Below are 23,641 nucleotides of genomic sequence, written 5' to 3'. Positions count from 1 at the left end.
AGCGTATAAAAAATAGACAAATCATTTCAGGAGGGGTTTCTAGTATGAAGAAAAAAACAGGTCTTTTATTATCATTAACATTAGCAGCAAGTACGGTGTTAGGTGCATGTGGTAACTCGGATAAGGCGAGCAGTGATAAGAAAGAAGATAAAGACTTCAAAGTTGGTATGGTAACGGATGTTGGGGGCGTTGATGATAAATCATTCAACCAATCTTCTTGGGAAGGTTTGAAAAAGTTTGGTAAAGATAATGGATTAAAGGAAAAGACAAATTATCGTTACCTACAGTCTGAAAAAGAAGCAGATTATATTCCGAACTTAAAGAAATTTTCAAAAGATAAGTATGATTTATCTTTCGGAATCGGTTATAAATTAGAAGGTGCAATTAAAGAAGTTGCAAAAGAATCTCCAAAACAACAATTCGCAATCGTTGATACTGTTGTAGATGCACCGAACGTAACAAGTATTACATTTAAAGATCATGAAGGATCATTCCTTGTAGGTGCGGTAGCAGCTATGTCAACAAAATCGAATAAAGTAGGATTTGTTGGTGGAATGAAAAGTGATTTAATTAGTAAATTCGAAAATGGATTTAAAGCTGGTGCAAAGGCAGTAAATCCAAACATTGAAATCGTATCTGAATATGCGGAAGCATTTGATAAACCTGAAAAAGGTACAGTTCTTGCATCAGCAATGTATGGTCAAGGTGTAGATGTAATTTATCATGCTGCTGGTGGTACAGGTAACGGTGTGTTCACTGAAGCGAAAAATCGTAAGAAAAAAGGTGAAAATGTTTGGGTAATCGGTGTTGACCGTGACCAACATCAAGAAGGTATGCCTGAAAATGTAACATTAACTTCAATGATTAAACGTGTGGATGTAGCTGTAGAAAAAGTAGCTAAAGAAGCAAAAGATGGAAAATTAAAAGGTGGAAAAATTGAAGCGTTTGGTTTAAAAGATGACGGTATTGGTATTTCAAAAACAACTGATAACGTGAAAAAGGTTAACCCTGAAATTTTAACAAAAGTAGAAGAGTTTGAAAAGAAAATTACAGATGGTGAAATTAAAGTACCGGCTACAGATAAAGAGTATAAAGAATATGAAGCTTCTCTAAAAAAATAAATAGAGAAATAGCAAAGGTTAGTTCATAGAACTAACCTTTGTATGTATAAAAATTCCAAATCGCTTAATAAGTTAATAGTGTAATAGGGAATGTTCCCTGTTAAAAGGAGGAACGAAATGGAATACGTAATTGAGATGAATAACATTACGAAAGTATTCCCAGGCATTGTAGCGAATGATGATATTACGCTGCAAGTAAAGCAAGGAGAAATACATGCTTTACTTGGAGAAAATGGTGCAGGGAAATCCACATTGATGAATGTACTATTTGGTTTGTACCAACCAGAGCAGGGTGAAATTAAAATTAAAGGTAAACCTGTAAAAATCACAAATCCGAATATAGCAAATGACCTTGGTATTGGAATGGTCCATCAACACTTTATGCTTGTTCATAATTTTACAGTTACAGAGAATATTATTCTCGGAAATGAACCGAAGAAAAAAGGGAAAATTGCTGTTGAGGAAGCTGCTAAAGAAATTCAAAAATTGTCTGAACAATACGGTTTAGCTGTAAATCCATATGCGAAAATACAGGATATTTCAGTGGGTATGCAACAGCGTGTTGAGATTTTGAAAACTCTTTACCGCGGTGCAGAAATTTTAATATTTGATGAACCGACAGCCGTGTTAACACCACAAGAAATTCATGAGCTAATTCAAATTATGAAAAAGCTTGTACAAGAAGGAAAATCTATTGTTCTTATTACACATAAGTTGAAAGAAATTATGGAAGTTTGCGATCGTTGTACGATTATTCGTAAAGGAAAAGGGATTGGAACGGTTGACGTTGCAAATACGGATGAAAATAAACTTGCAGAATTAATGGTCGGACGTCAAGTGAATTTTAAAACAGAAAAAATAGACGCGAAGCCAAAAGAAGAGGTACTTTCAATTGCAAACCTTGTTGTTCACGATGCACGTCAACTACCTGCTGTAAAAGGCCTTGACTTAACTGTTCGTGCGGGGGAAATTGTTGGGATTGCAGGGATTGATGGAAACGGACAAAGTGAATTAATAGAAGCAATTACTGGTTTACGAAAAGTTGAGTCAGGTTCTATTGCAATTAAAGGAAAAGAAATAACAAATTGGCCTGTTAGAAGAATAACAGAAGAAGGAATTGGTCATATTCCAGAAGATCGTCATAAACACGGACTCGTACTTGATTTTTCTGTTAGAGATAATATAGTTCTTCAAACGTACTATAAAAATCCATTTTCAAAGAAAGGGATTTTAAATTTCAGCAAAATTACAGAAAAAGCAAAGGCTCTTATTGAACAGTTTGATGTACGTACACCTAGTGAGCAAACGTTAGCACGCGCTCTATCTGGGGGGAATCAACAAAAAGCAATTATTGCACGTGAAGTAGACCGAGATCCAGATTTATTAATTGCGGCACAGCCAACACGTGGTTTAGATGTAGGAGCAATTGAATTTATTCATAAGAGATTAATAGAGCAAAGGGATAAAGGAAAAGGTGTATTACTTTTATCATTAGAGTTAGATGAAATCTTAAATGTTAGCGATCGAATTGCTGTTATTTATGAAGGGGAAATTGTAGCAATAGTTGATGCGAAAGAAACGAATGAACAACAGCTTGGATTGTTAATGGCTGGAGGAACAAAGAAGGAGCAGGTGGGTACAAATGGCTAAAAAGCTTTTAACAGAACGAACGATAAATATTTTAGTCCCAGTACTATCCGTTATTTTCGGCTTACTTGTAGGAGCGATTGTAATGCTAGTTAGTGGCTATGATCCAATTGTTGGTTATAGTGCACTTTGGACAGGAATGTTCGGCAGCGCAAGTGCGATTGGTGAAACTCTCCGTACAATGATACCGCTTATTCTTGCTGGCTTATCGGTGGCGTTTGCATTTCGTACAGGCTTATTTAATATCGGGGTAGAGGGTCAATTGTTAGTTGGTTGGCTTGCAGCAGTTTGGTTCGGTTATGCAGTTTCGCTACCAGCTGTTCTTCACATGCCGTTATCAATTTTATTTGCAGCATTAGTAGGTGGAATTTGGGGTTTCATCCCTGGATATTTAAAGGGGAAATTTCAAGTTAATGAAGTTATTGTAACAATTATGATGAACTATATTGCTTTATACGTAACATATGACATTATTAAGCGTTTCTTACACGAGGGTAATGATAAAACGTATGACATTAAAGAGAGCGCGTCACTATCTTCAGACTGGCTTGCTTCTATTACTGATGGTTCACGTCTACACTGGGGAATTATTGTAGCAATTTTAATCGCTATTTTAATGTGGTTCTTATTAGATCGAACAACTTTAGGTTACGAATTAAAGTCGGTAGGATTTAATCAGCATGCCTCTCAATATGCAGGTATGAAAGTTTCTCGTAATGTAGTATTCTCCATGACAATTGCTGGTGCATTTGCGGGGATTGGTGGAGCGATGGAAGGATTAGGGACATTCCAGAGTATGACAGCGATGTCTTCGTTTACAGGAGTAGGGTTTGATGGGATTGCCGTAGCATTACTTGGAGGGAACAATCCGTTTGGTATAATCCTTTCAGCTTTATTGTTTGGTGGTTTGAAAAGTGCTTCCCCTCAAATGAACTTTGAGGCAGATGTACCGTCAGAGCTTATTAATGTAATTATTGCATGTATCATCTTCTTTGTTGCATGTAGTTATGTGTTAAGATGGGCGCTTACACGCATGAGCAAGGAGGGGAAATAAATGAGCTTTTTAGATATATTAGCCATTCTTGTGACGGGTACGTTATATACATCGGCACCTATCATTTTCACAGCACTAGGTGGTGTATTTAGTGAACGATCAGGTGTTGTAAATATCGGATTAGAAGGACTAATGCTATTTGGTGCATTTATTGGAGTTGTTACAAACTTATTGATGGGTGATACTTGGGGAACGATGACTCCGTGGATTGCGTTATTATTTGCGGCAATTGGTAGTGGTTTGTTTGCATTACTTCATGCGGTAGCTTCTATTACATTCCGAGCAGATCAAGTTGTAAGTGGTGTAGCAATTAACTTCTTATCTCTTGGATTAACGGTATTTGCAATTAAGAAGATTTTTGATAAAGGACAGACTGACTTTATTCAGTACCGTATTGAAAAGATTGACATTCCAGGCCTTTCAGATATTCCAGTTTTAGGGAAAATATTCTTCTCTAACGTACCAATAACGTCGTATATTGCCATTATTTTAGCATTCGCTGTTTGGTATGTTATTTATAAAACACCGTTCGGTCTTCGTCTTCGTGCGGTTGGTGAGCATCCAATGGCAGCGGATACGATGGGGATTAACGTATATAAAATGCGCTATATTGGCGTTTGTATATCAGGGGTGTTTGCTGGAATTGGTGGAGCAATTTTTGCGATGTCAATTTCTAATAACTTCTCAGGGGCAACTATTACAGGACAAGGTTTCTTAGCATTAGCTGCTATGATTTTTGGAAAGTGGAATCCACTAGGTGCATTAGGTGCAGCGCTATTCTTTGGTTTTGCACAATCATTAAGTGTAACAGGTGGAACAATTCCTGTATTAGATCAAATTCCGAGTGTTTTATTAACAATATTACCGTATGTATTCACAATATTAGCACTCGTTGGTTTTGTAGGTCGTTCTGAAGCTCCGAAAGCATTAGGAACTCCTTATGAAAAAGGAAAACGATAAGTATAAAAAGCTCGCACATTAGTGCGGGCTTTTTTACATAGACTATATTTAATACGGAATTTTACTATGTTCCTTACATATTACAGTTTTTAGAAAGGGCCTTATGTAAGTATAGTGAGGAAGAAAAGTTGATTTTTCATTTCTAAAAACTGTATATTGAAGAGGAATATTCCTATATACGTAAAGGAGGGCTATAAATGAAACTAATGGAACAACAACTACATGAGTTAGGTGGTTTGCGCGTACATATTATTCCGACTGATAAATATAAAACGAATACCTTTGTATTTCGTTTTAAAGCGCCTTTAAATGAGGAGACGGTGACAGAGCGTGCCCTATTGCCATACGTATTGCAAAGTGCGACAGAAAAATTACCTTCTGTAATTCGTCTTCGTCAATATTTAGAAGAATTATACGGATCTTCTTTAGCGGTAGATGTAAGTAAAAAAGGGGAAGACCATATTATCTCCATTTATGTAGACATTGCAAATGAAGTTTATTTACATGATGCACCACCGTTATTTGAAAAAGCGCTTTCTATGTTGTCAGATATTGTGTTACATCCAGCAACGGAGGAGAACGGTTTCCTATCTTCTATCGTAGAAAGTGAAAAAAGAGCACTGTTACAGAGAATTGAAGCTACTTATGATGATAAAATGCGTTATGCAAACGAGCGTTTAATTGAAGAAATGTGCAAAGTAGAACCGTATCGTTTAAGTGCAAATGGAAAAAAAGAGAGTGTTACGTCTATTACAAATGAAAGTCTGTATCAATATTATCAAAAGGTGCTAGCGGAAGATGAAATGGATTTATATATTATTGGTGATATTTCAGAAAACGCCGTTGATCTTGTAAGTAAGTATTTTTCTATTTCAGCTCGTCCAGTGAGAGAAAGAAATGTACTCCTTCATAGACGAAATAATGAAGAAAAAGAAGTTGTTGAAAAACAAGAATTAAAACAAAGTAAATTACACATCGGTTATCGTACATTTGTCACATATAAAGATGAAGATTATTTTGCATTGCAATTGTTCAATGGATTGTTTGGTGGCTTTTCTCATTCGAAGTTATTCGTAAATGTGCGTGAAAAAAATAGTTTAGCGTACTATGCAGCATCGCGCTTTGAAAGTCATAAAGGTTTATTATTTGTTATGTCAGGAATCGAAGCGAAAAATTATGAAAAAGCAGTTGAGATTATTAAAGAACAAATGCTTGCGATGCAAAACGGAGAGTTTTCTGAAGAAGAAATACATCAAACAAAAAGTGTCATCCAAAATCAAATATTAGAGGCAATTGATACACCACGTGGTTTTGTAGAAATGCTATATCATGGTATTATTTCAGATCGTACACGTCCAGTTGAAGAATGGCTTACCGGTATAGAAAGTGTGACAAAACAAGAAATTGTAAAAGTTGCTAAAAATATTGAACTAGATACAATTTACTTTTTACAAGGAACGGAGGGAGAGTAAATGGAGAAAATTGTTTATGAACAATTAAAAGAAACACTCTATTATGAAAAACTTCCTAATGGATTAGATGTATATGTTTTACCGAAACAAGGATTTAATAAAACATTTGCGACGTTTACGACGAAATATGGTTCTGTAGATAATACATTTATACCATTAGGGAAAGAAGAAATGATTCGTGTGCCTGATGGAATTGCACATTTTCTTGAGCATAAATTATTTGAAAAAGAAGATCACGATGCTTTCCAATTGTTTAGTAAACAAGGGGCATCGGCAAATGCTTTCACATCTTTCACAAGAACAGCTTACCTTTTCTCATGTACATCAAATGTAGAACAAAATTTAAATACATTGTTAAACTTTGTACAAGAGCCTTACTTCTCTGAAAAAACCGTTGAAAAAGAGAAGGGTATTATTGGGCAAGAAATTCAAATGTATCAAGATAATCCAGATTGGCGCTTATATTTTGGATTAATTGATAGCTTGTTTGTAAAGCACCCGATTAAAATTGATATTGCAGGGACGATTGAGTCTATTAGTAAAATTACGAAAGACCTACTATATGAATGTTATGAAACGTTTTATCATCCAAGCAATATGTTAATGTTTGTTGTAGGTGCAATTGATCCAGAAAAAACGATGGATTTGATACGTGAAAATCAAGCGAAGAAAGATTATAAAAACCAACCAGAAATAGTACGTTCATTCGAAGAAGAACCAGATGAGGTAAATGAAAAGAAGAAAATTATTTCAATGCCTGTACAAACTCCGAAATGTTTAGTTGGTATTAAAGCGACAAACTTAAAAGAAAAAGGGGAAGCTCTTTTAAAACAAGAAATTGCGCTTACGTTACTTTTAGATTATTTATTTGGGAAAAGCTCCGTTCATTACGAATCTTTATATAACGAAGGGCTCATTGATGATTCGTTCTCGTATGATTATACAGAAGAGAATAACTTCGGTTTTGCAATGGTTGGCGGCGATACGAAGCAACCTGATGAGCTGGAAGAGCGTTTGAAAGGTATTTTATTAAACACAAATTATGATCAATTAGATGAGGCGGCATTAGAACGAGTGAAGAAAAAGAAAATAGGTGGCTTTTTACGTTCCTTGAATTCACCGGAATATATTGCAAATCAATTTACACGATATGCGTTTAATGAATCGAGTCTGTTTGATGCATTGACTGTATTAGAAAGTCTAACGGTTCAAGATTTACAAGAAGTAGCTCAATTACTATTATCAGAAGAGAAAATGAGTGTTTGCCAAGTTTTACCTAAAAAATAAAAGGTTTCATAACAATACCCTCATCTTATCATTGATAAATTGTAAGATGAGGGTATTATTTATTTGTAGGGAAAAGATTTTTTTGAGATAAGAGAGGAATTGTATGAAAAAGTATGCATTAGTAACTGGAGGAAGCGGAGGGATTGGCTCTGCTATTTCGAAACAATTAATTCAAGATGGATATACAGTATATGTTCATTATAATAACAGTGAAGAGAAAGTGAATGAGTTGCAGAAAGAATGGGGTGAAGTAATTCCTGTTCAAGCGAATTTAGTTTCTACTGATGGGGTAGAGCAATTATGGAAACAAATTGAACATCCTCTTGATGTTATCGTATATGCAGCTGGGAAGAGTATTTTTGGACTCGTAACAGATGTAACGAACGATGAATTGAATGATATGGTAGAACTTCAAGTGAAGAGTATCTATAAATTATTATCGATGGCATTGCCATCTATGATTCAACGGAGAGGCGGTAATATTGTACTTGTTTCGTCTATATGGGGACAAATTGGAGCGTCATGTGAAGTGCTTTACTCGATGGTAAAAGGTGCGCAAAATTCATATGTGAAAGCTTTAGCAAAAGAAGTTTCATTAAGTGGAATAAGAGTGAACGCGGTGGCGCCAGGTGCAATTGAAACGGAAATGTTAAATGTATTTTCAGAAGAGGATAAGAATGAAATTGCGGAAGAGATTCCGTTAGGACGATTAGGATTACCAGAAGAAGTAGCAAAAACTGTGTCATTTCTCGTATCATCAGGTGCATCTTATATAACAGGACAAATTATCGGAGTAAATGGCGGGTGGCATTGCTAAAAATTTCTTACATAAAAAATGAAAAACTGTACAAATTAAGCATGATTCTATTACTAAGTAGTGAGGTGCTTACACATGTCAGTTTTAGATAATTTTGATCAATGGAAGAGCTTTTTAGGAGAACGTTTAGAACAAGCGCAAGGAAAAGGTCTTGATGGTGGTGCTGTATCAGATATGGCATTTCGTGTTGGTGATTATTTAGCAAATGAAGTAGAAGCACGCAACGATCAAGAGAAATTATTAGCTGAACTTTGGAAAGTTGCTGACGAACAAGAGCAACATACAATCGCAAACTTAATGGTAAAGTTTGTACAACATAAGTAAAAAATAGAGAGGAGAATCTCCTCTCTATTTTTTTTGCATAATAATTGAAAGGGATAGATTATACATTTAGCTTCCCTATTAAGGTGAAATCATATAATATAGTACGTAGGTGTAAAGTAAGCAAGGGGAGTGATCTTGGATGATTGAATGGTATTTTGAATATGAAATACATAAAAACCGACCTGGCTTGCTTGGTGACGTTTCTTCGTTAATCGGTATGCTTGGCATTAATATTGTCACAATTAATGGTGTAGATAATGCACGACGTGGATTACTCCTTATGTGTGATAATCAAGAGCAAATCTCTAGACTTGAATCAATTTTAAATACGATGGATAACATAACGGTAACGAAATATCGTCCGCCAAAGCTAAGAGATAAGCTAGCGGTTAGACATGGTAGGTACATACAACGAGATGCAGATGATAAGAAGACATTTCGGTTTGTGCGTGATGAATTAGGGTTACTTGTAGACTTTATGGCTGAAATAATGAAAAAAGAAGGTCATAAACTAATTGGTATACGAGGAATGCCTCGTGTCGGAAAAACAGAATCCATTGTTGCTGCAAGTGTTTGTGCAAATAAAAGGTGGTTATTTGTATCATCTACTCTTATTAAGCAAACTGTTCGTAGTCAATTAATTGAAGATGAGTATAGCGATGACAATATTTTCATCCTAGATGGAATTGTGTCAACGAAGCGTGCTAACGAAAGACATTGGCAGCTCGTTCGTGAAATTATGAGATTGCCTGCAACGAAAGTTGTAGAACATCCTGATGTATTTGTGAGTCAGTCAGAATACACATTGGATGATTTTGATTATATTATCGAGTTGCGTAACGATTATGATGAAGAAATTCAATATAATTTAGTAGATGAAATTGAGCAAGGTACGCAAAATAATTTCTCTATGTTTGACTTTTAAAGAAATATTGAGGTGTTAGTAGTGACGGAATTGGGACAAAAGCTGAAAGAAGCAAGAGAAGCGAAAGGCTTGTCTATTGATCAGCTGCATGAGATTACAAAAATTCAAAAACGCCATTTAGTGGCAATTGAAGAAGGCAATTATGATGTATTGCCAGGAGCTTTTTATGCGCGTGCATTCATTAAACAATACGCAGATGCGGTTGGATTAAATGGAGAGGAACTGCTTGTAGAACATCAGAGTACGATACCACAATCTGAAAGGCGTGAAGTTCCACAAGTATCAACGGGACAAAAAACACAAGAAACAATGCAAAAATCTTCATCATGGCCAATTGCAGATCACATGCCGAAAATCTTAGTTGCGCTGTTAGTAATCGCAGTTGGAGTGGTAATCTGGTTTGTGTTTCAAGCGTTAACTGGAAAAGATGATGAAAAAGTTCCAAGCGCTCAAAGTGAGAAAATTGAAGTTCAAAAAGCGAAAGATTCTCCGTTAGATACGAAGAAAGATGAAGCGAAAGCGGAAGAGCCAAAAAAAGAGGAACCAAAAAAAGAAGAACCAAAGAAAGAGGAGCAACCAGCACAACCAACTGGACAGCAAGAAGTGAAAGTAGTTGGAACAACTGGAAAGATATCTACTTTGGAAATTCATAATAATAAAACATTAGAACTGGAATTATCGGGTAAAGGTGCGAGTTATGTAGATGTTAAAGATGATGCTGGGAATGTGATTCTAAACGCTACAGTACAAGAGGGCCAAATAGAAAAACGTGATGTATCAACATTAAAAGAAGTGCGACTTAATATTGGAAATGCAACGAATGTTGAAGTTAAACTGAATGGCCAAGTGGTCGCTTATCCATTGGATCCAGAAAAAGAACTTCACCAAAGATTGGTGATAAAAAACCAAGGGATAGAGCAACCTGCACAATAACAGTCATCGCTTCGATGACTTTTTTTCGATGAACAAATGTTTTTGATATGATGGAGGAATAGCTGTGAATTTACCAAATAAAATTACAATATCTAGAATCTTCTTAATTCCAATTTTTATGGTAATTATGTTAGCACCCTTTGATTGGGGTTCATATAAAATTGGTGATGTTAATTTGCCAATTCAACATTTAGTGGGGGCGCTTATCTTTATCATTGCTTCAGCTACAGATTGGATTGATGGACATTATGCAAGAAAGTATAATCTTGTAACGAATTTAGGGAAGTTTCTTGACCCGTTAGCTGATAAATTACTTGTTTCGGCAGCACTTATTACATTGGTAGAGATGCAATATGTACCGGCTTGGATTGTTATTGTAATTATCAGTCGTGAGTTTGCAGTAACTGGTTTACGTCTTGTACTTGCTGGAACAGGGGAAGTAGTTGCGGCAAACCAGCTAGGGAAAATTAAGACATGGACACAAATTATTGCGATTGCAGCATATTTATTACACGATGTACCTTTAAATTTAATCCATATTCCAGTTGCGGATATCTTCATATGGATTGCATTAATCTTTACTGTTATTTCAGGATGGGATTATTTCTGGAAAAATAGAGCTGCTTTTGTAAACTCAAAATAGAAGTTTATGGGGGAATTGGGATGAATGCTGAGATTATTGCGGTTGGAACTGAATTATTACTTGGACAAATTGCAAATACAAACGCCCAGTTTTTATCTGAAAAGTTAGCTTCAATCGGAATTAACGTGTACTATCATACTGTTGTTGGTGATAATAATAAGCGACTGCAAAAGGCGATTGAAGCTGCGGAAGAACGTGCTGATATACTTATTTTTACAGGTGGATTAGGACCGACAAAAGATGATTTAACGAAAGAAACGATAGCTACTAGTTTAGATGAAGAGCTTGTGTATGATGAAAAGGCATTAGCCTTAATAAGTAATTACTTTAAGCGTACAGGCCGTGAATTTACGGAGAATAATAAAAAGCAAGCGCTCGTTTTAAATGGAGCAACAGTATTTGCAAATGACCACGGTATGGCGCCAGGTATGGGGGTAAATAAGAACGGAAAAGTTTATATTTTATTACCAGGGCCGCCAAAAGAAATGAAACCAATGTATGTAAGTTACGTAGAGCCTTTTTTACGTAATTTTACAACAGGAGAAAACATTTATTCTCGTGTGCTTCGTTTCTTTGGTATTGGGGAGTCCCAATTAGAGGTGAAAGTTCAAGATTTAATTGATGGACAAACAAACCCAACAATTGCCCCGTTAGCAAATGATGGAGAAGTGACATTACGTTTAACCGCTAAGCATCAAAATGTTAGCGAAGCGGAGAAACTAATTCAACATGTGGAAGATTTGATTTTAGAAAGAGTAGGAGAATTTTTCTACGGATATGACCAAGAATTTTTGCATTATAAGGCAATCGAGTTATTGAAGAGAAAAGGGTTAACTTTAGCGTGTGCAGAAAGTTTAACAGGTGGTTTTTTTGGAAATCAAGTAACTGAAAACGCTGGTGTTTCTTCTGTATTTAAAGGCGGTGTCATTTGTTATCATAATGATGTGAAGCAACATGTTTTACGTGTGCCTGAAGAAGTATTGCATACTGATGGTGCAGTTAGTAAAGAATGTGCTCGTTATCTTGCTGAAAATGTTAAGGATGTATTAAAAGCGGATATCGGAATTAGTTTCACTGGGGTAGCAGGGCCAGATGCTTCAGAACAGAAAGAACCAGGAACAGTATTTGTTGGGCTTTCGATTAAGGATGAACCAACTGTAGTCTTTCCTCTTAATTTAAGCGGAAGTCGTCAACAAATTAGAGAACGAACAGCAAAATATGGATTTTATCATTTATATAAAAAGCTAGAAGAGATATAAGTTTCTTCTAGCTTTTTTTACGTTTAAATTTAGATATTATTTGATAGAAAATAAAAAAATCGAATAAATGTTCGATTTTGTTGGCAAATTGAATTGAAAATAGGTATAATAAGATTAGCAATTCAGTTAAGGAGGAATTTTGAATGAGTGATCGTCAAGCAGCGTTAGATATGGCGTTAAAACAAATAGAGAAGCAATTCGGTAAAGGTTCAATTATGAAATTAGGAGAACAAGCAGAGCGTAGAGTTTCTACGGTTTCTAGTGGTTCTTTAGCACTTGATGTGGCACTAGGAGTAGGCGGATATCCACGTGGCCGTATTATCGAAATTTACGGACCTGAAAGTTCAGGTAAAACGACAGTTTCATTACATGCAATTGCAGAAGTACAACGTCAAGGTGGACAAGCAGCATTCATCGATGCGGAGCACGCAATGGATCCTGTATATGCACAAAAATTAGGCGTTAACATAGATGAATTACTATTATCACAGCCTGATACAGGGGAGCAAGGATTAGAAATCGCGGAAGCACTTGTACGAAGTGGTGCGGTTGACATTATCGTAATTGACTCTGTAGCAGCTCTTGTACCGAAAGCAGAGATTGAAGGCGACATGGGTGACTCACATGTAGGCTTACAAGCACGTTTAATGTCACAAGCACTGCGTAAGCTTTCAGGAGCAATCAACAAATCAAAAACAATTGCAATCTTTATTAACCAAATTCGTGAAAAAGTTGGGGTTATGTTCGGAAACCCAGAAACAACTCCAGGTGGTCGTGCGTTGAAATTCTATTCAACTGTACGTCTTGAAGTGCGTCGTGCGGAGCAATTAAAGCAAGGTAACGACATCGTTGGTAATAAAACAAAAGTAAAAGTAGTGAAAAATAAAGTAGCACCACCATTCCGTGTTGCGGAAGTTGATATTATGTACGGAGAAGGTATTTCAAGAGAAGGTGAAATCTTGGATATGGCTTCTGAGCTTGATATCGTTCAAAAGAGCGGTGCTTGGTATTCTTATAATGAAGAACGCCTAGGACAAGGTCGTGAAAATTCGAAGCAGTTCTTAAAAGAAAATACAGATTTAAGAGAAGAAATTGCCTTCTTTATTCGTGAGCATCACGGAATTAGTGAAGATTCTGGTGCTGAGGGCGCAGAAGATTCAACTCTTCTTGATTAAAAAATAAAAGACACGGCCTCGTGTCTTTTATTTTTTTATCTACTATTAAGGAGCATAATACTATTGATAAAAATATTTTTTTACTTCAAATGGGTTGTGTAAAGAGGGATATTTAAATATTTTAAGGAAAAGAAATGGGAATTACTAAGGTTTTCCAGTATAGTAGGCTCCTTACTTTTTAAATTTACATCACATTCAAGGCTGAAGGTAAAGAAAGTAAAAGTAGACAACGCTTGACAATGAAAATTACGATAGATACAATGAGAATGTATATTTTTTCTTATATACGATATACTCTTCTCAAGAAGAGAAGTAATATTCGGAGTAAGGTTTAAATCTTACCGAAATAATAATATGACATTTTAATTGTGAAATGAAGAAAGTCCCTTAAAAAAGCGGGACGACGGTCTTTGCTGTATGTTGTAATTTAATGTACATGCCGACAGTCTTTTTTCATTCATAGCAAGGGGAGGTGAAATCATGAGTAGTACAGTTTGGATACTCATCTCCATTTTGCTTGCAACAACAGTCGGTGCAGTTGTTGGCTTTTTTGTTCGAAAGTCTATTGCTGAAGCGAAGATTAATGGTGCGGCTAATGAAGCGAAACGTATTCTAGACGAAGCGAATCGTGAGGCTGAAGCACTTAAGAAAGAAGCGCTTTTAGAAGCAAAGGATGAAATTCATACACTTCGTACAGAAGCTGAATTAGAAATTCGTGACCGTAGAAGCGAATTACAAAAACAAGAAAATCGTTTAATGCAAAAAGAAGAGAACCTTGATCGTAAAGACGAAACGCTCGATAAACGCGAGCAGCAGTTAGAGAAGAAAGAGGATTCTCTTGTAGCGAGACAACAACAGATTGAAGAGTTGGAAAGCAAAGTGGGAGAGTTAGTTCAAAAGCAACAAACGGAATTAGAGCGCATTTCCAATCTGACACGCGAACAAGCGAAAGCAATTATTCTTGGTAAAGTAGAAAATGAAGTTTCTCATGAAATCGCTGTTATGGTAAAAGAAAGTGAAGTTCGCGCGAAAGAAGAAGCGGATAAGAAAGCAAAAGAGATTTTATCTCTTGCAATGCAAAGATGTGCAGCTGATCATGTTGCTGAAACAACCGTTTCGGTTGTAAATCTTCCAAATGACGAAATGAAGGGACGTATTATCGGGCGTGAAGGTCGTAATATTCGTACGTTAGAAACGTTAACGGGTATTGACTTAATTATCGATGATACACCAGAGGCGGTAATCCTTTCTGGATTCGACCCAATTCGTCGTGAAACAGCTCGTATCGCTCTTGATAAACTAGTACAGGACGGACGTATTCACCCAGCGCGTATTGAAGAGATGGTCGAAAAATCAAGACGTGAAGTGGACGAGTATATTCGCGAAGTCGGAGAGCAAACAACGTTTGAAGTGGGTGTTCACGGATTACATCCAGATTTAATTAAAATTTTAGGCCGTTTAAAATACCGTACAAGTTATGGGCAAAACGTCTTAAAACACTCTATGGAAGTTGCATATTTAACTGGACTTATGGCGGCAGAGCTTGGCGAGGATGAAAAACTAGCAAGACGTGCTGGTCTATTACATGATATCGGAAAAGCGATAGACCATGAAGTAGAAGGTAGCCACGTTGAAATTGGTGTTGAACTCGCAACGAAATACAAAGAGCATCCTGTAGTTATAAACAGTATCGCATCTCACCATGGTGACACAGAACCAACTTCTATCATTGCAGTTTTAGTTGCAGCAGCAGATGCTTTATCAGCTGCAAGACCGGGAGCTCGTAGTGAAACACTTGAAAACTATATTCGTCGTCTTGAAAAGTTAGAAGAGATTTCAGAGTCTTATGAAGGCGTTGAAAAATCATTTGCAATTCAAGCAGGACGTGAAGTTCGTATTTTGGTAAAACCAGATACAATCGATGACTTAGAAGCTCATCGTTTAGCTCGTGATATCCGAAAACGTATTGAAAATGAACTGGATTACCCAGGACATATTAAAGTAACTGTTATTCGTGAAACGCGTGCAGTGGAATACGCAAAATAAAGTGGTGAAACACCACTTTATTTTTTTGTGTTGGAATTGGATAAAATAAAGACAGTTAGTTATATAGCATAAAAGTGAAACAAACTTATAATAAAGATATTATAAGGAATTTACTTGATGCTATAGCAATAAAAAATGCAGTACATAGAAAGGGTAAGACATATGAGAATATTATTTGTTGGGGATGTAGTAGGATCTCCTGGTAGAGGTATGATTCAACAATACGTACCGGCATTAAAGAAAAAATATACACCTACAGTAACAATCATTAATGGAGAAAACGCAGCAGGTGGCCGTGGGATTACAGAAAAAATATATCGAAACTTTTTAGAGTGTGGGGCGCAGGCAGTTACACTTGGAAACCACGCTTGGGATAATCGTGAAGTATTTGAATTCATCGATGATGCAAAATATCTTGCAAGACCAGCAAACTTCCCAGAAGGAACTCCAGGAAAAGGACTTATATTTGTGAACTGTAATGGAACAGAAGTTGCAGTTATTAACTTACAAGGACGTACTTTCCTTCCTCCAATTGATTGTCCATTCCGTAAAGTGGATGAATTAATTAATATTGCGAAAAAGCGTACGAATATTATATTTGTTGATTTCCATGCGGAGACTACAAGTGAAAAACAAGCGCTAGGTTGGTATGTAGATGGACGTGCTACAGCAGTAGTAGGTACGCATACGCATGTCCCTACAGCGGATAACCGTATTTTACCAAGCGGAACGGCATACATTACAGATGTTGGGATGACAGGGCCGTATGACGGAATATTAGGTATGGACAGAGAAGCAGTATTGAAGAAGTTTTTAACAAACTTACCAGTACGATTTGAAGTAACAAATGGTAGAACGCAATTAAGTGCAGTGTTAATTGATGTGGATCCAAATACAGGAAAAGCAAAGAAAATTGAACGTATTTTAATTAATGACGATCAACCATTTTTTGAGTAAATTTTCGTTAAATTTTAGATAAGTTATTATATTTTAATTTTTTAGAAAAATTACGTAAATTTAGCAGGAATACGCGCCATTCCTCGTGAATATAAGTTAAAGTGAAATAATTGCTAATACTTTTTAAAGAAACGAGGAGGAAACGCGGAATGGAAATATTAAAAGTTAAAGCAACGTCGGTCCCTAATTCTGTAGCTGGTGCACTTGCAGGTGTTATTCGCGAACGCGGAACAGCAGAAATTCAAGCTATTGGTGCAGGTGCATTGAACCAAGCTGTAAAGGCAGTAGCAATCGCAAGAGGATTTGTAGCGCCTAGTGGTTTGGACCTGATTTGTATCCCAGCGTTTACAGATATTATGATTGATGGCGAAGAGCGTACAGCAATAAAATTAATTGTAGAACCTCGTTAAGTTTAAACAACCTGTTTGCAGTATGCAAACAGGTTGTTTTTATAATGGAGGAATGAAAATGAAAATTTTTGATGCTCATTGTGACGTGCTTCTTCAGTTATGGAGTGCACAAGGGAAAAGGAATTTTAAAGATGATTCAAAATTACATATTACATTTGAACAGTTAAAGAGAAGAAAAGGAAGTATACAATGTTTTGCTATATATGTGCCAGAAACAGTGGCATATGAAAACCGATTTGAAGTAGCATTACAAATGGTGGATATTTTTTATAATGAAATTTTATCCCTACCAGGTGTAAAGTTTATTCAGACAAAAGATGATATTAACGTGTTAAAACAGGACGAGGTTGGAGCGATATTAACACTAGAAGGATGCGAAGCAATTGGAAAAGATGTAATGAAATTACGGTTGTTGTATCGCCTAGGAGTACGTTCTTTTGGACTGACATGGAACTATGCCAATTTCTTAGCTGATGGTGCGCTAGAGACGCGTGGGGCGGGTTTAACGACTTTTGGTAAACAAGTTGTACAAGAACTTAATACGTTACATGTATGGACTGATGTGTCTCATCTGAATGAAAGAAGCTTTTGGGATGTGATAGAAATTGTAAAAAATCCTATTGCCTCCCACTCAAATTGTATGAAACTTTGTGAGCACCCACGTAATTTGAATGATGAACAACTTAAAGCTCTTATAAAGAAAAATGGCATGATCGGTGTCACTTTTGTACCACAGTTCCTAACGAATGAAAATGAAGCAAATATAACAGATATAATAAAACATATCGAATATATTTGCTCGCTAGGTGGAGAAAACAATCTAGGGTTTGGTTCAGATTTTGATGGGATTGTAGATACAGTTGTAAATGTATCAGCGTATCGAGATTATGAAAATGTAATGAACGAGCTTTGCAAACACTATGCTGCATCTACTGTAGAACGATTTTTATATGATAATTTTGTAGAACATATGAGTTTCTGAATTTTGACTTAAAATTCAGAGAAATTAAAATTAATTCATTTGATTTTATTGCTTTTTTTAAGACCTAATACTAGAATGAAAAACAAAATAGCTTTATACTAAAGATTCAGGGAAATCAGAAGAGGCATAATTTGCGTCCGTTGTAGTTTATTTGCATAAAAAATGCTAAACTATTACTGTAAAAAAATACACTACAATGAATGCAGCCAAAAGGGGTGTAGGAGATGATTAGTCAACTTTCATGGAAAGTTGGAGGCCAACAAGGTGAAGGAATTGAAAGTACAGGAGAAATCTTCTGTATTGCATTAAACCGATTAGGATATTACCTATACGGTTACCGCCACTTCTCATCACGTATAAAAGGCGGCCATACAAATAATAAAATTCGTGTAAGTACAACAGAAGTACGAGCGATCTCAGATGATTTAGATATTTTAATTGCTTTTGACCAAGAAACAATTGATTTTAATTTCCACGAACTACGTCCAGGTGGAATTGTAGTTGCGGATGCGAAATTTAATCCAACAATACCTGACAATACAGATGTAAATCTATATGTGATACCGTTTACAGATATTGCTTCGGAATTAGGCACATCATTAATGAAAAACATGGTTGCTGTTGGAGCATCAAGTGCAGTATTAGGATTAGATGAAACAGCTTATTTAGATGTTGTTGAAGAAATCTTTGGTCGTAAAGGAGAGCAAGTCGTTCAAAAGAATATGGACGCAATTAAACGTGGCTCTCAATATATGAAAGAATTACTAGGTGAGAAAGTAAACATGATGCAGCTTGAAAAAGCTGATGGTAAAAAACGCATGTTTATGATTGGAAACGATGCAATTGCATTTGGTGCGGTAGCTGGTGGTGCTCGTTTTATGTCAGCATACCCAATCACACCTGCATCAGAAATTATGGAATATTTAATTAAAAAATTACCGAAAGTCGGCGGAACAGTAATCCAAACTGAGGATGAAATCGCAGCTTGTACAATGGCAATCGGTGCAAACTATGCTGGTGTTCGTACATTAACGGCATCTGCTGGTCCTGGTCTTTCATTAATGATGGAAGCAATCGGTTTAGCAGGTATTACAGAAACCCCATTAGTAATTGTTGATACACAACGTGGCGGCCCAAGTACAGGATTACCAACGAAGCAAGAACAGTCTGACTTAATGGCGATGATTTACGGTACGCATGGTGAAATTCCAAAAATCGTAATGGCGCCAAGTACAGTTGAAGAAGCTTTCTATGACATTGTAGAAGCATTTAACTTATCTGAAGAATATCAAGTTCCTGTTATTTTCTTAACAGATTTACAGCTTTCGTTAGGAAAACAAACAGTAGAACCACTTAAATTAGATAAAGTGGAAATTCGTCGTGGTAAGCTTGATTTAGAAGCAGAATTACCAGAACGTGAAAATAAAGCATACTTCAAGCGTTATGAAGTAACAGAAGACGGCGTTTCACCGCGTGTTTTACCTGGTATGAAAAATGGTGTTCACCATGTTACAGGTGTAGAACATGATGAAACTGGAAAACCATCGGAATCAGCAATAAACCGTAAAGATCAAATGGACAAACGTTTCCGTAAAATGGAGAACTTGAAGTTTAATACCCCTGTTTATAAAAATGTTAAGCATGAAGAAGCAGACGTATTGCTTGTTGGATTTAACTCAACTCGTGGTGCAATTGAAGAGGCAATGACGCGTTTAGAACAAGAGGGTATGAAAGTAAACCATGCTCATGTGCGTTTAATTCACCCGTTCCCAACAGCTGAAATCGATCCACTTGTGAAAAAGGCGAAGCGTGTTGTAGTAGTAGAAAACAATGCAACAGGTCAGCTTGCTAACATTATGAAAATGAATCTTGGTAATGGTGAGAAAATTTCTAGTCTTTTAAAATATGATGGAAACCCATTCTTGCCGAAAGAGATTTACAACGAATGCAAAAAAGGGGTTGTATTAAATGGCAACATTTAAGGACTTTCGTAACAGTGTAAAGCCAAACTGGTGCCCAGGTTGCGGAGACTTCTCAGTGCAAGCTGCAATTCAACGTGCAGCAGCTAACGTTGGCTTAAATCCAGATGAACTTGCTGTTATTTCTGGTATCGGCTGTTCAGGCCGTATTTCAGGTTATATTAATTCATATGGTGTGCATAGTATTCATGGTCGTGCCCTTCCGATTGCACAAGGTGTGAAAATGGCAAATCGTGATTTAACAGTTATCGCTTCAGGTGGTGACGGTGATGGATTTGCGATTGGTATGGGACATACAATCCATTCTATTCGTCGTAATATCGACATTACGTACATCGTAATGGATAACCAAATTTACGGATTAACAAAAGGGCAAACTTCACCACGTAGTGAAGCTGGATTTAAAACGAAAAGCACACCACAAGGTTCAATTGAACCATCACTAAATGTAATGGAAATGGCTTTAACAGCTGGTGCGACATTTGTGGCGCAAAGCTTTTCGAGTGATTTAAAAGAATTAACCCAAATTATTGAAGCTGGTATTAACCATAAAGGATTCTCATTAATTAACGTATTTAGCCCATGTGTTACTTACAATAAAGTAAATACTTACGATTGGTTTAAAGAGAACTTAACGAAACTAAGCACGGTAGAGGGATATGATCCATCTAATCGTATGATGGCTATGCAAACGTTAATGGAAAATAACGGTTTAGTAACAGGTTTAATTTATCAAAATACTAAGCAACCATCATATCAAGAACTTGTTAAAGGCTATAGTGAAGAGCCTTTAGTGAAATCTGATTTAAATATGGATCAGAAAATGTTTGATGAGCTTGTTGCTGAATTTATGTAATGTAAGAAGAGGAGGTTGCCAATTTGGCAACCTTTTTTATGCGCAAAAATATAGGATAGTCTTGTTTACTTAGAAAATTCAGAATGGTAAAATAATATATAAATCGTTGTATGAAAATAGCAAGTTCATTGCTTATGAAATGTAAGATAATAAAGGACCTCTTTATTGTTAAAATTGGCGAAATACATCATACTATGGTAATGTTTATAGGGATAAAGCAATATGCTTTTGGGTAGGACAACAAGAAATGATAAAAAGGGAATGTCTATTTGCGTGGGGAAGACTTCATTCTTATGAATGATTAGATTGATTACTCAAGTTTCAAAGGACAAGTTATCTCTCAAGCTATCTAACCATTTTTGAGGTGAGTCTAGGCGCATTAAAATGGACTATAGAGTATGTATAGTTAAGGGTGAAAGGAGATTACCGATGAACGAGCAACAACGATTAGCAAGTCAACAAGCAAATTCCTCTACGAAAAAAGAAGAGAAAGATTATAGTAAATACTTTGAAAGTGTATATCAACCACCTTCCTTAAAGGATGCGAAAAAGCGGGGGAAAGAAGAAGTTAAAATTGAACGGGATTTTGGCTTACCTGAAGAGTTTCGCAATTTTGGTACAGGAAGAAAATTCTATATTCGTACATATGGTTGTCAAATGAATGAGCATGATACGGAAGTAATGGCAGGTATTTTCACAACGCTTGGATATGAACCAACTTTTTCAACTGAGGATGCAGATGTAGTTTTATTAAATACTTGTGCGATTCGTGAAAATGCTGAAAATAAAGTGTTTGGTGAACTAGGCCATTTAAAGTCACTCAAACGAAGAAATCCGGACCTTTTAATTGGTGTATGTGGTTGTATGTCTCAAGAAGAATCTGTTGTAAATAAAATTATGCAAAAAAATCAGCATGTAGATATGGTATTTGGAACGCATAATATTCATAGATTACCGTACATTCTAAAAGATGCGATGTTCTCGAAAGAGACGGTAGTTGAAGTATGGTCAAAAGAAGGTGACGTAATTGAAAACCTTCCGAAAGTACGTCGTGGTGACATTAAAGCTTGGGTAAATATTATGTATGGCTGTGATAAGTTCTGTACGTATTGTATTGTACCGTATACACGAGGAAAAGAGCGAAGCAGACGTCCAGAAGATATTATCCAAGAGATTCGTCATTTAGCTGCAAATGGTTATAAAGAAATTACGTTACTTGGACAAAACGTAAATGCATATGGTAAAGACTTTGAAGATATAGAATACGGTCTTGGCGATTTAATGGACGAGCTCCGTAAAGTTGATATTGCCCGTATTCGTTTTACAACGAGTCATCCACGTGATTTCGATGATCACTTAATTGAAGTGCTTGGCAAAGGTGGCAACCTAGTAGAACATATCCATTTACCAGTTCAATCTGGAAGTACAGATATGCTGAAAATTATGGCGCGTAAATATTCGCGTGAGCATTATTTAGAACTTGTAAGAAAAATTAAAGAAGCAATTCCAGATGCAGTATTAACGACAGATATTATCGTTGGTTTCCCAAATGAAACAGATGAGCAATTTGAAGAAACGATGTCGTTATATCGTGAAGTAGGATTTGATACTGCCTTTACATTTATTTATTCTCCTCGCGAAGGTACACCAGCTGCAAAAATGAAAGATAATGTACCGATGGAAGTGAAGAAAGAACGTCTTCAACGCTTAAATACACTAGTAAATACGTTGGCAATTGAAAAGAATAGTCGTTATAAAGGTCAAATTGTAGAAGTGTTAGTTGATGGGGAAAGTAAAAATAATCCGGAAGTACTTGCAGGTTATACTCGTACGAATAAACTTGTAAACTTCGTCGCTTCAAAATCTTTAATTGGTCAGCTTGTGAAAGTAAAAGTAACGGAAGCAAAAACTTGGTCTCTTAACGGGGAATTAGTTGAAGAGCCGATTGAGGTGAAATAATAGATGAAAGTATATTCGAAAGATGACATTGTTGAACAAGCGAAAGAATTAGCAAAAATGATTTCTGAAACAGAAGAAGTTGATTTTTTTAAGAAAGCAGAGGCGCAAATTCATAAAAATGAAAATGTAAAGCGCGCAATCGATGAAATTAAAGCACTGCAAAAACAAGCTGTAAACTTGCAACATTACGGGAAATGGGAAGCTTTAAAAAAGGTAGAAGCTGAAATTGATGCATTGCAAGATAAGTTAGACAGTATTCCAGTCGTACAACAATTTAAATCTTCACAAACATACGTAAATGACTTATTACAGTTAGTTGCTAGTACAATTTCTAACAACGTAACAGATGAAATATTAATTTCAACTGGTGGCGATGTACTAAAGGGTGAAACTGGCGCAGCGATAGAAAGTAAAAAAGGAAATTGTGGTTGTTAAAGAGTGGTCATCTCCCTGTCAAGTAGACAGTAATAAAAAGAGTATTATGCCACGGCCTTTTCCCGATATTCTATCGGGGAAAGGCCGTGAAGTTTTTCTTGGAATCTTTCTGTATTATAAAATTGAATATATTCTTGAATTGCTCGGTAGGCCATTTCATATGTTTTTGGGCACACTAAATACAACTTCTCTGTTTTTAAATGTGAGAAGAATGATTCGATACACGCATTATCAAAACAGTTTCCACGTCTAGAATGACTACCGACAAATCCTAATTTCTCTAACTGTTTTGCGTAGGATTTAGATGTATATTGAAACCCTTGATCTGAATGGAAAAGGGGCTTAGTAGTTAATGACTTCCCTTCTAATTGACGTAATGTAGTTAAAACCAAATCTAAAT

22 protein-coding genes are annotated in these 23,641 nt (G+C 36.1%); 21 read left to right on the top strand and 1 reads right to left on the bottom strand.

From position 1 onward, the window contains the following. The first annotated feature begins 44 nt into the window (after positions 1-44). The 21 genes from BAQ53_RS17760 to BAQ53_RS17660 all read left to right on the top strand — a co-directional run bounded on the left by BAQ53_RS17760 (position 45) and on the right by BAQ53_RS17660 (position 23,241). Entirely contained in the window at positions 45-1,121 is a 1,077-nt protein-coding gene (locus tag BAQ53_RS17760; RefSeq protein ID WP_000730604.1) for a BMP family lipoprotein, read from the top strand. 117 nt (positions 1,122-1,238) lie between these two features. Further along, the gene (locus BAQ53_RS17755) at positions 1,239-2,771 is read left to right on the top strand and encodes an ABC transporter ATP-binding protein (RefSeq protein ID WP_000456911.1); all 1,533 of its coding nucleotides are present in this window, start codon (positions 1,239-1,241) and stop codon (positions 2,769-2,771) included. Beyond that, a complete protein-coding gene (locus BAQ53_RS17750; protein WP_001085260.1) occupies positions 2,764-3,822 on the top strand; it encodes an ABC transporter permease in 1,059 nt (352 codons plus the stop codon). Before BAQ53_RS17755 ends, BAQ53_RS17750 begins: the two co-directional genes overlap by 8 nt. Further along, positions 3,823-4,782: an ABC transporter permease gene (locus tag BAQ53_RS17745; protein WP_208906141.1), complete on the top strand. Its 960-nt coding sequence runs from the start codon at positions 3,823-3,825 to the stop codon at positions 4,780-4,782. It begins immediately after the preceding gene. A gap of 197 nt (positions 4,783-4,979) precedes the next feature. Continuing rightward, the gene (gene yfmF, locus BAQ53_RS17740) at positions 4,980-6,254 is read left to right on the top strand and encodes an EF-P 5-aminopentanol modification-associated protein YfmF (protein WP_000772411.1); all 1,275 of its coding nucleotides are present in this window, start codon (positions 4,980-4,982) and stop codon (positions 6,252-6,254) included. Beyond that, on the top strand, positions 6,255-7,541 hold the full coding sequence (gene yfmH / locus BAQ53_RS17735) for an EF-P 5-aminopentanol modification-associated protein YfmH (protein WP_000411968.1): 1,287 nt from the start codon (positions 6,255-6,257) through the stop codon (positions 7,539-7,541). 103 nt (positions 7,542-7,644) lie between these two features. Further along, a complete protein-coding gene (gene ymfI / locus BAQ53_RS17730) occupies positions 7,645-8,358 on the top strand; it encodes an elongation factor P 5-aminopentanone reductase (protein WP_208906140.1) in 714 nt (237 codons plus the stop codon). 75 nt (positions 8,359-8,433) lie between these two features. Next, the gene (locus BAQ53_RS17725) at positions 8,434-8,682 is read left to right on the top strand and encodes a DUF3243 domain-containing protein (RefSeq protein ID WP_000114454.1); all 249 of its coding nucleotides are present in this window, start codon (positions 8,434-8,436) and stop codon (positions 8,680-8,682) included. A gap of 139 nt (positions 8,683-8,821) precedes the next feature. Continuing rightward, complete coding sequence (locus BAQ53_RS17720) at positions 8,822-9,607, top strand: DUF3388 domain-containing protein (protein WP_000574107.1); 786 nt, start codon at positions 8,822-8,824, stop codon at positions 9,605-9,607. Positions 9,608-9,628: 21 nt separating this feature from the next. Further along, positions 9,629-10,540 carry a helix-turn-helix domain-containing protein gene (locus BAQ53_RS17715; protein ID WP_208906139.1) on the top strand — a complete coding sequence of 304 codons (912 nt, stop codon included), beginning with the start codon at positions 9,629-9,631 and terminating at the stop codon, positions 10,538-10,540. Between the two features lie 64 nt (positions 10,541-10,604). Then, positions 10,605-11,183, top strand: a complete 579-nt coding sequence (gene pgsA / locus BAQ53_RS17710; RefSeq protein WP_001052968.1) for a CDP-diacylglycerol--glycerol-3-phosphate 3-phosphatidyltransferase — start codon at positions 10,605-10,607, stop codon at positions 11,181-11,183. A 20-nt stretch (positions 11,184-11,203) separates the two neighbouring features. After that, complete coding sequence (gene cinA, locus BAQ53_RS17705; RefSeq protein ID WP_000990698.1) at positions 11,204-12,442, top strand: competence/damage-inducible protein CinA; 1,239 nt, start codon at positions 11,204-11,206, stop codon at positions 12,440-12,442. A 143-nt stretch (positions 12,443-12,585) separates the two neighbouring features. Further along, the gene (recA, locus tag BAQ53_RS17700) at positions 12,586-13,617 is read left to right on the top strand and encodes a recombinase RecA (protein WP_001283860.1); all 1,032 of its coding nucleotides are present in this window, start codon (positions 12,586-12,588) and stop codon (positions 13,615-13,617) included. Positions 13,618-14,097: 480 nt separating this feature from the next. Beyond that, positions 14,098-15,663 (top strand): ribonuclease Y, encoded by a 1,566-nt coding sequence (gene rny, locus BAQ53_RS17695; protein ID WP_000099769.1) that lies wholly within the window; start codon positions 14,098-14,100, stop codon positions 15,661-15,663. 162 nt (positions 15,664-15,825) lie between these two features. Then, the gene (locus BAQ53_RS17690) at positions 15,826-16,620 is read left to right on the top strand and encodes a TIGR00282 family metallophosphoesterase (protein ID WP_001221095.1); all 795 of its coding nucleotides are present in this window, start codon (positions 15,826-15,828) and stop codon (positions 16,618-16,620) included. Between the two features lie 149 nt (positions 16,621-16,769). Further along, entirely contained in the window at positions 16,770-17,030 is a 261-nt protein-coding gene (spoVS, locus tag BAQ53_RS17685; protein ID WP_000404341.1) for a stage V sporulation protein SpoVS, read from the top strand. A gap of 58 nt (positions 17,031-17,088) precedes the next feature. Beyond that, positions 17,089-18,012 carry a dipeptidase gene (locus BAQ53_RS17680; protein ID WP_208906138.1) on the top strand — a complete coding sequence of 308 codons (924 nt, stop codon included), beginning with the start codon at positions 17,089-17,091 and terminating at the stop codon, positions 18,010-18,012. 224 nt (positions 18,013-18,236) lie between these two features. Next, positions 18,237-19,994 (top strand): 2-oxoacid:acceptor oxidoreductase subunit alpha, encoded by a 1,758-nt coding sequence (locus BAQ53_RS17675; protein ID WP_000625417.1) that lies wholly within the window; start codon positions 18,237-18,239, stop codon positions 19,992-19,994. Continuing rightward, positions 19,981-20,847: a 2-oxoacid:ferredoxin oxidoreductase subunit beta gene (locus BAQ53_RS17670; protein ID WP_000190155.1), complete on the top strand. Its 867-nt coding sequence runs from the start codon at positions 19,981-19,983 to the stop codon at positions 20,845-20,847. The genes BAQ53_RS17675 and BAQ53_RS17670 overlap by 14 nt, the downstream gene beginning before the upstream one ends. Positions 20,848-21,276: 429 nt before the next feature. Then, entirely contained in the window at positions 21,277-22,806 is a 1,530-nt protein-coding gene (gene miaB / locus BAQ53_RS17665) for a tRNA (N6-isopentenyl adenosine(37)-C2)-methylthiotransferase MiaB (RefSeq protein WP_001005391.1), read from the top strand. A 3-nt stretch (positions 22,807-22,809) separates the two neighbouring features. Next, the gene (locus BAQ53_RS17660) at positions 22,810-23,241 is read left to right on the top strand and encodes a YlbF/YmcA family competence regulator (RefSeq protein WP_208906137.1); all 432 of its coding nucleotides are present in this window, start codon (positions 22,810-22,812) and stop codon (positions 23,239-23,241) included. A gap of 44 nt (positions 23,242-23,285) precedes the next feature. On the opposite strand, the gene BAQ53_RS17655 is transcribed toward BAQ53_RS17660, so the two are convergent. Further along, the coding region (locus BAQ53_RS17655; protein WP_042995744.1) for an IS3 family transposase at positions 23,286-23,641 on the bottom strand (356 nt) is incomplete at its 5' end.

The sequence above is a fragment of the Bacillus sp. B25(2016b) genome (assembly GCF_001679765.1).
In the GTDB taxonomy this organism is placed as follows: domain Bacteria; phylum Bacillota; class Bacilli; order Bacillales; family Bacillaceae_G; genus Bacillus_A; species Bacillus_A thuringiensis_K.
This window is presented reverse-complemented; position numbering and strand designations above follow the sequence as displayed.

Excerpts from the sequence above, each read along its gene's own strand:
- BAQ53_RS17725 (WP_000114454.1), top strand. The coding sequence starts at position 8,434 with ATGTCAGTTTTAGATAATTTTGATCAATGGAAGAGCTTTTTAGGAGAA.
- recA (WP_001283860.1), top strand. The coding sequence starts at position 12,586 with ATGAGTGATCGTCAAGCAGCGTTAGATATGGCGTTAAAACAAATAGAG.
- yfmH (WP_000411968.1), top strand. The coding sequence starts at position 6,255 with ATGGAGAAAATTGTTTATGAACAATTAAAAGAAACACTCTATTATGAA.
- cinA (WP_000990698.1), top strand. The coding sequence starts at position 11,204 with ATGAATGCTGAGATTATTGCGGTTGGAACTGAATTATTACTTGGACAA.
- rny (WP_000099769.1), top strand. The coding sequence starts at position 14,098 with ATGAGTAGTACAGTTTGGATACTCATCTCCATTTTGCTTGCAACAACA.
- BAQ53_RS17680 (WP_208906138.1), top strand. The coding sequence starts at position 17,089 with ATGAAAATTTTTGATGCTCATTGTGACGTGCTTCTTCAGTTATGGAGT.
- BAQ53_RS17745 (WP_208906141.1), top strand. The coding sequence starts at position 3,823 with ATGAGCTTTTTAGATATATTAGCCATTCTTGTGACGGGTACGTTATAT.
- miaB (WP_001005391.1), top strand. The coding sequence starts at position 21,277 with ATGAACGAGCAACAACGATTAGCAAGTCAACAAGCAAATTCCTCTACG.
- BAQ53_RS17720 (WP_000574107.1), top strand. The coding sequence starts at position 8,822 with ATGATTGAATGGTATTTTGAATATGAAATACATAAAAACCGACCTGGC.
- BAQ53_RS17760 (WP_000730604.1), top strand. The coding sequence starts at position 45 with ATGAAGAAAAAAACAGGTCTTTTATTATCATTAACATTAGCAGCAAGT.
- yfmF (WP_000772411.1), top strand. The coding sequence starts at position 4,980 with ATGAAACTAATGGAACAACAACTACATGAGTTAGGTGGTTTGCGCGTA.
- BAQ53_RS17750 (WP_001085260.1), top strand. The coding sequence starts at position 2,764 with ATGGCTAAAAAGCTTTTAACAGAACGAACGATAAATATTTTAGTCCCA.
- BAQ53_RS17670 (WP_000190155.1), top strand. The coding sequence starts at position 19,981 with ATGGCAACATTTAAGGACTTTCGTAACAGTGTAAAGCCAAACTGGTGC.
- BAQ53_RS17660 (WP_208906137.1), top strand. The coding sequence starts at position 22,810 with ATGAAAGTATATTCGAAAGATGACATTGTTGAACAAGCGAAAGAATTA.
- spoVS (WP_000404341.1), top strand. The coding sequence starts at position 16,770 with ATGGAAATATTAAAAGTTAAAGCAACGTCGGTCCCTAATTCTGTAGCT.
- BAQ53_RS17690 (WP_001221095.1), top strand. The coding sequence starts at position 15,826 with ATGAGAATATTATTTGTTGGGGATGTAGTAGGATCTCCTGGTAGAGGT.
- BAQ53_RS17755 (WP_000456911.1), top strand. The coding sequence starts at position 1,239 with ATGGAATACGTAATTGAGATGAATAACATTACGAAAGTATTCCCAGGC.
- ymfI (WP_208906140.1), top strand. The coding sequence starts at position 7,645 with ATGAAAAAGTATGCATTAGTAACTGGAGGAAGCGGAGGGATTGGCTCT.
- BAQ53_RS17675 (WP_000625417.1), top strand. The coding sequence starts at position 18,237 with ATGATTAGTCAACTTTCATGGAAAGTTGGAGGCCAACAAGGTGAAGGA.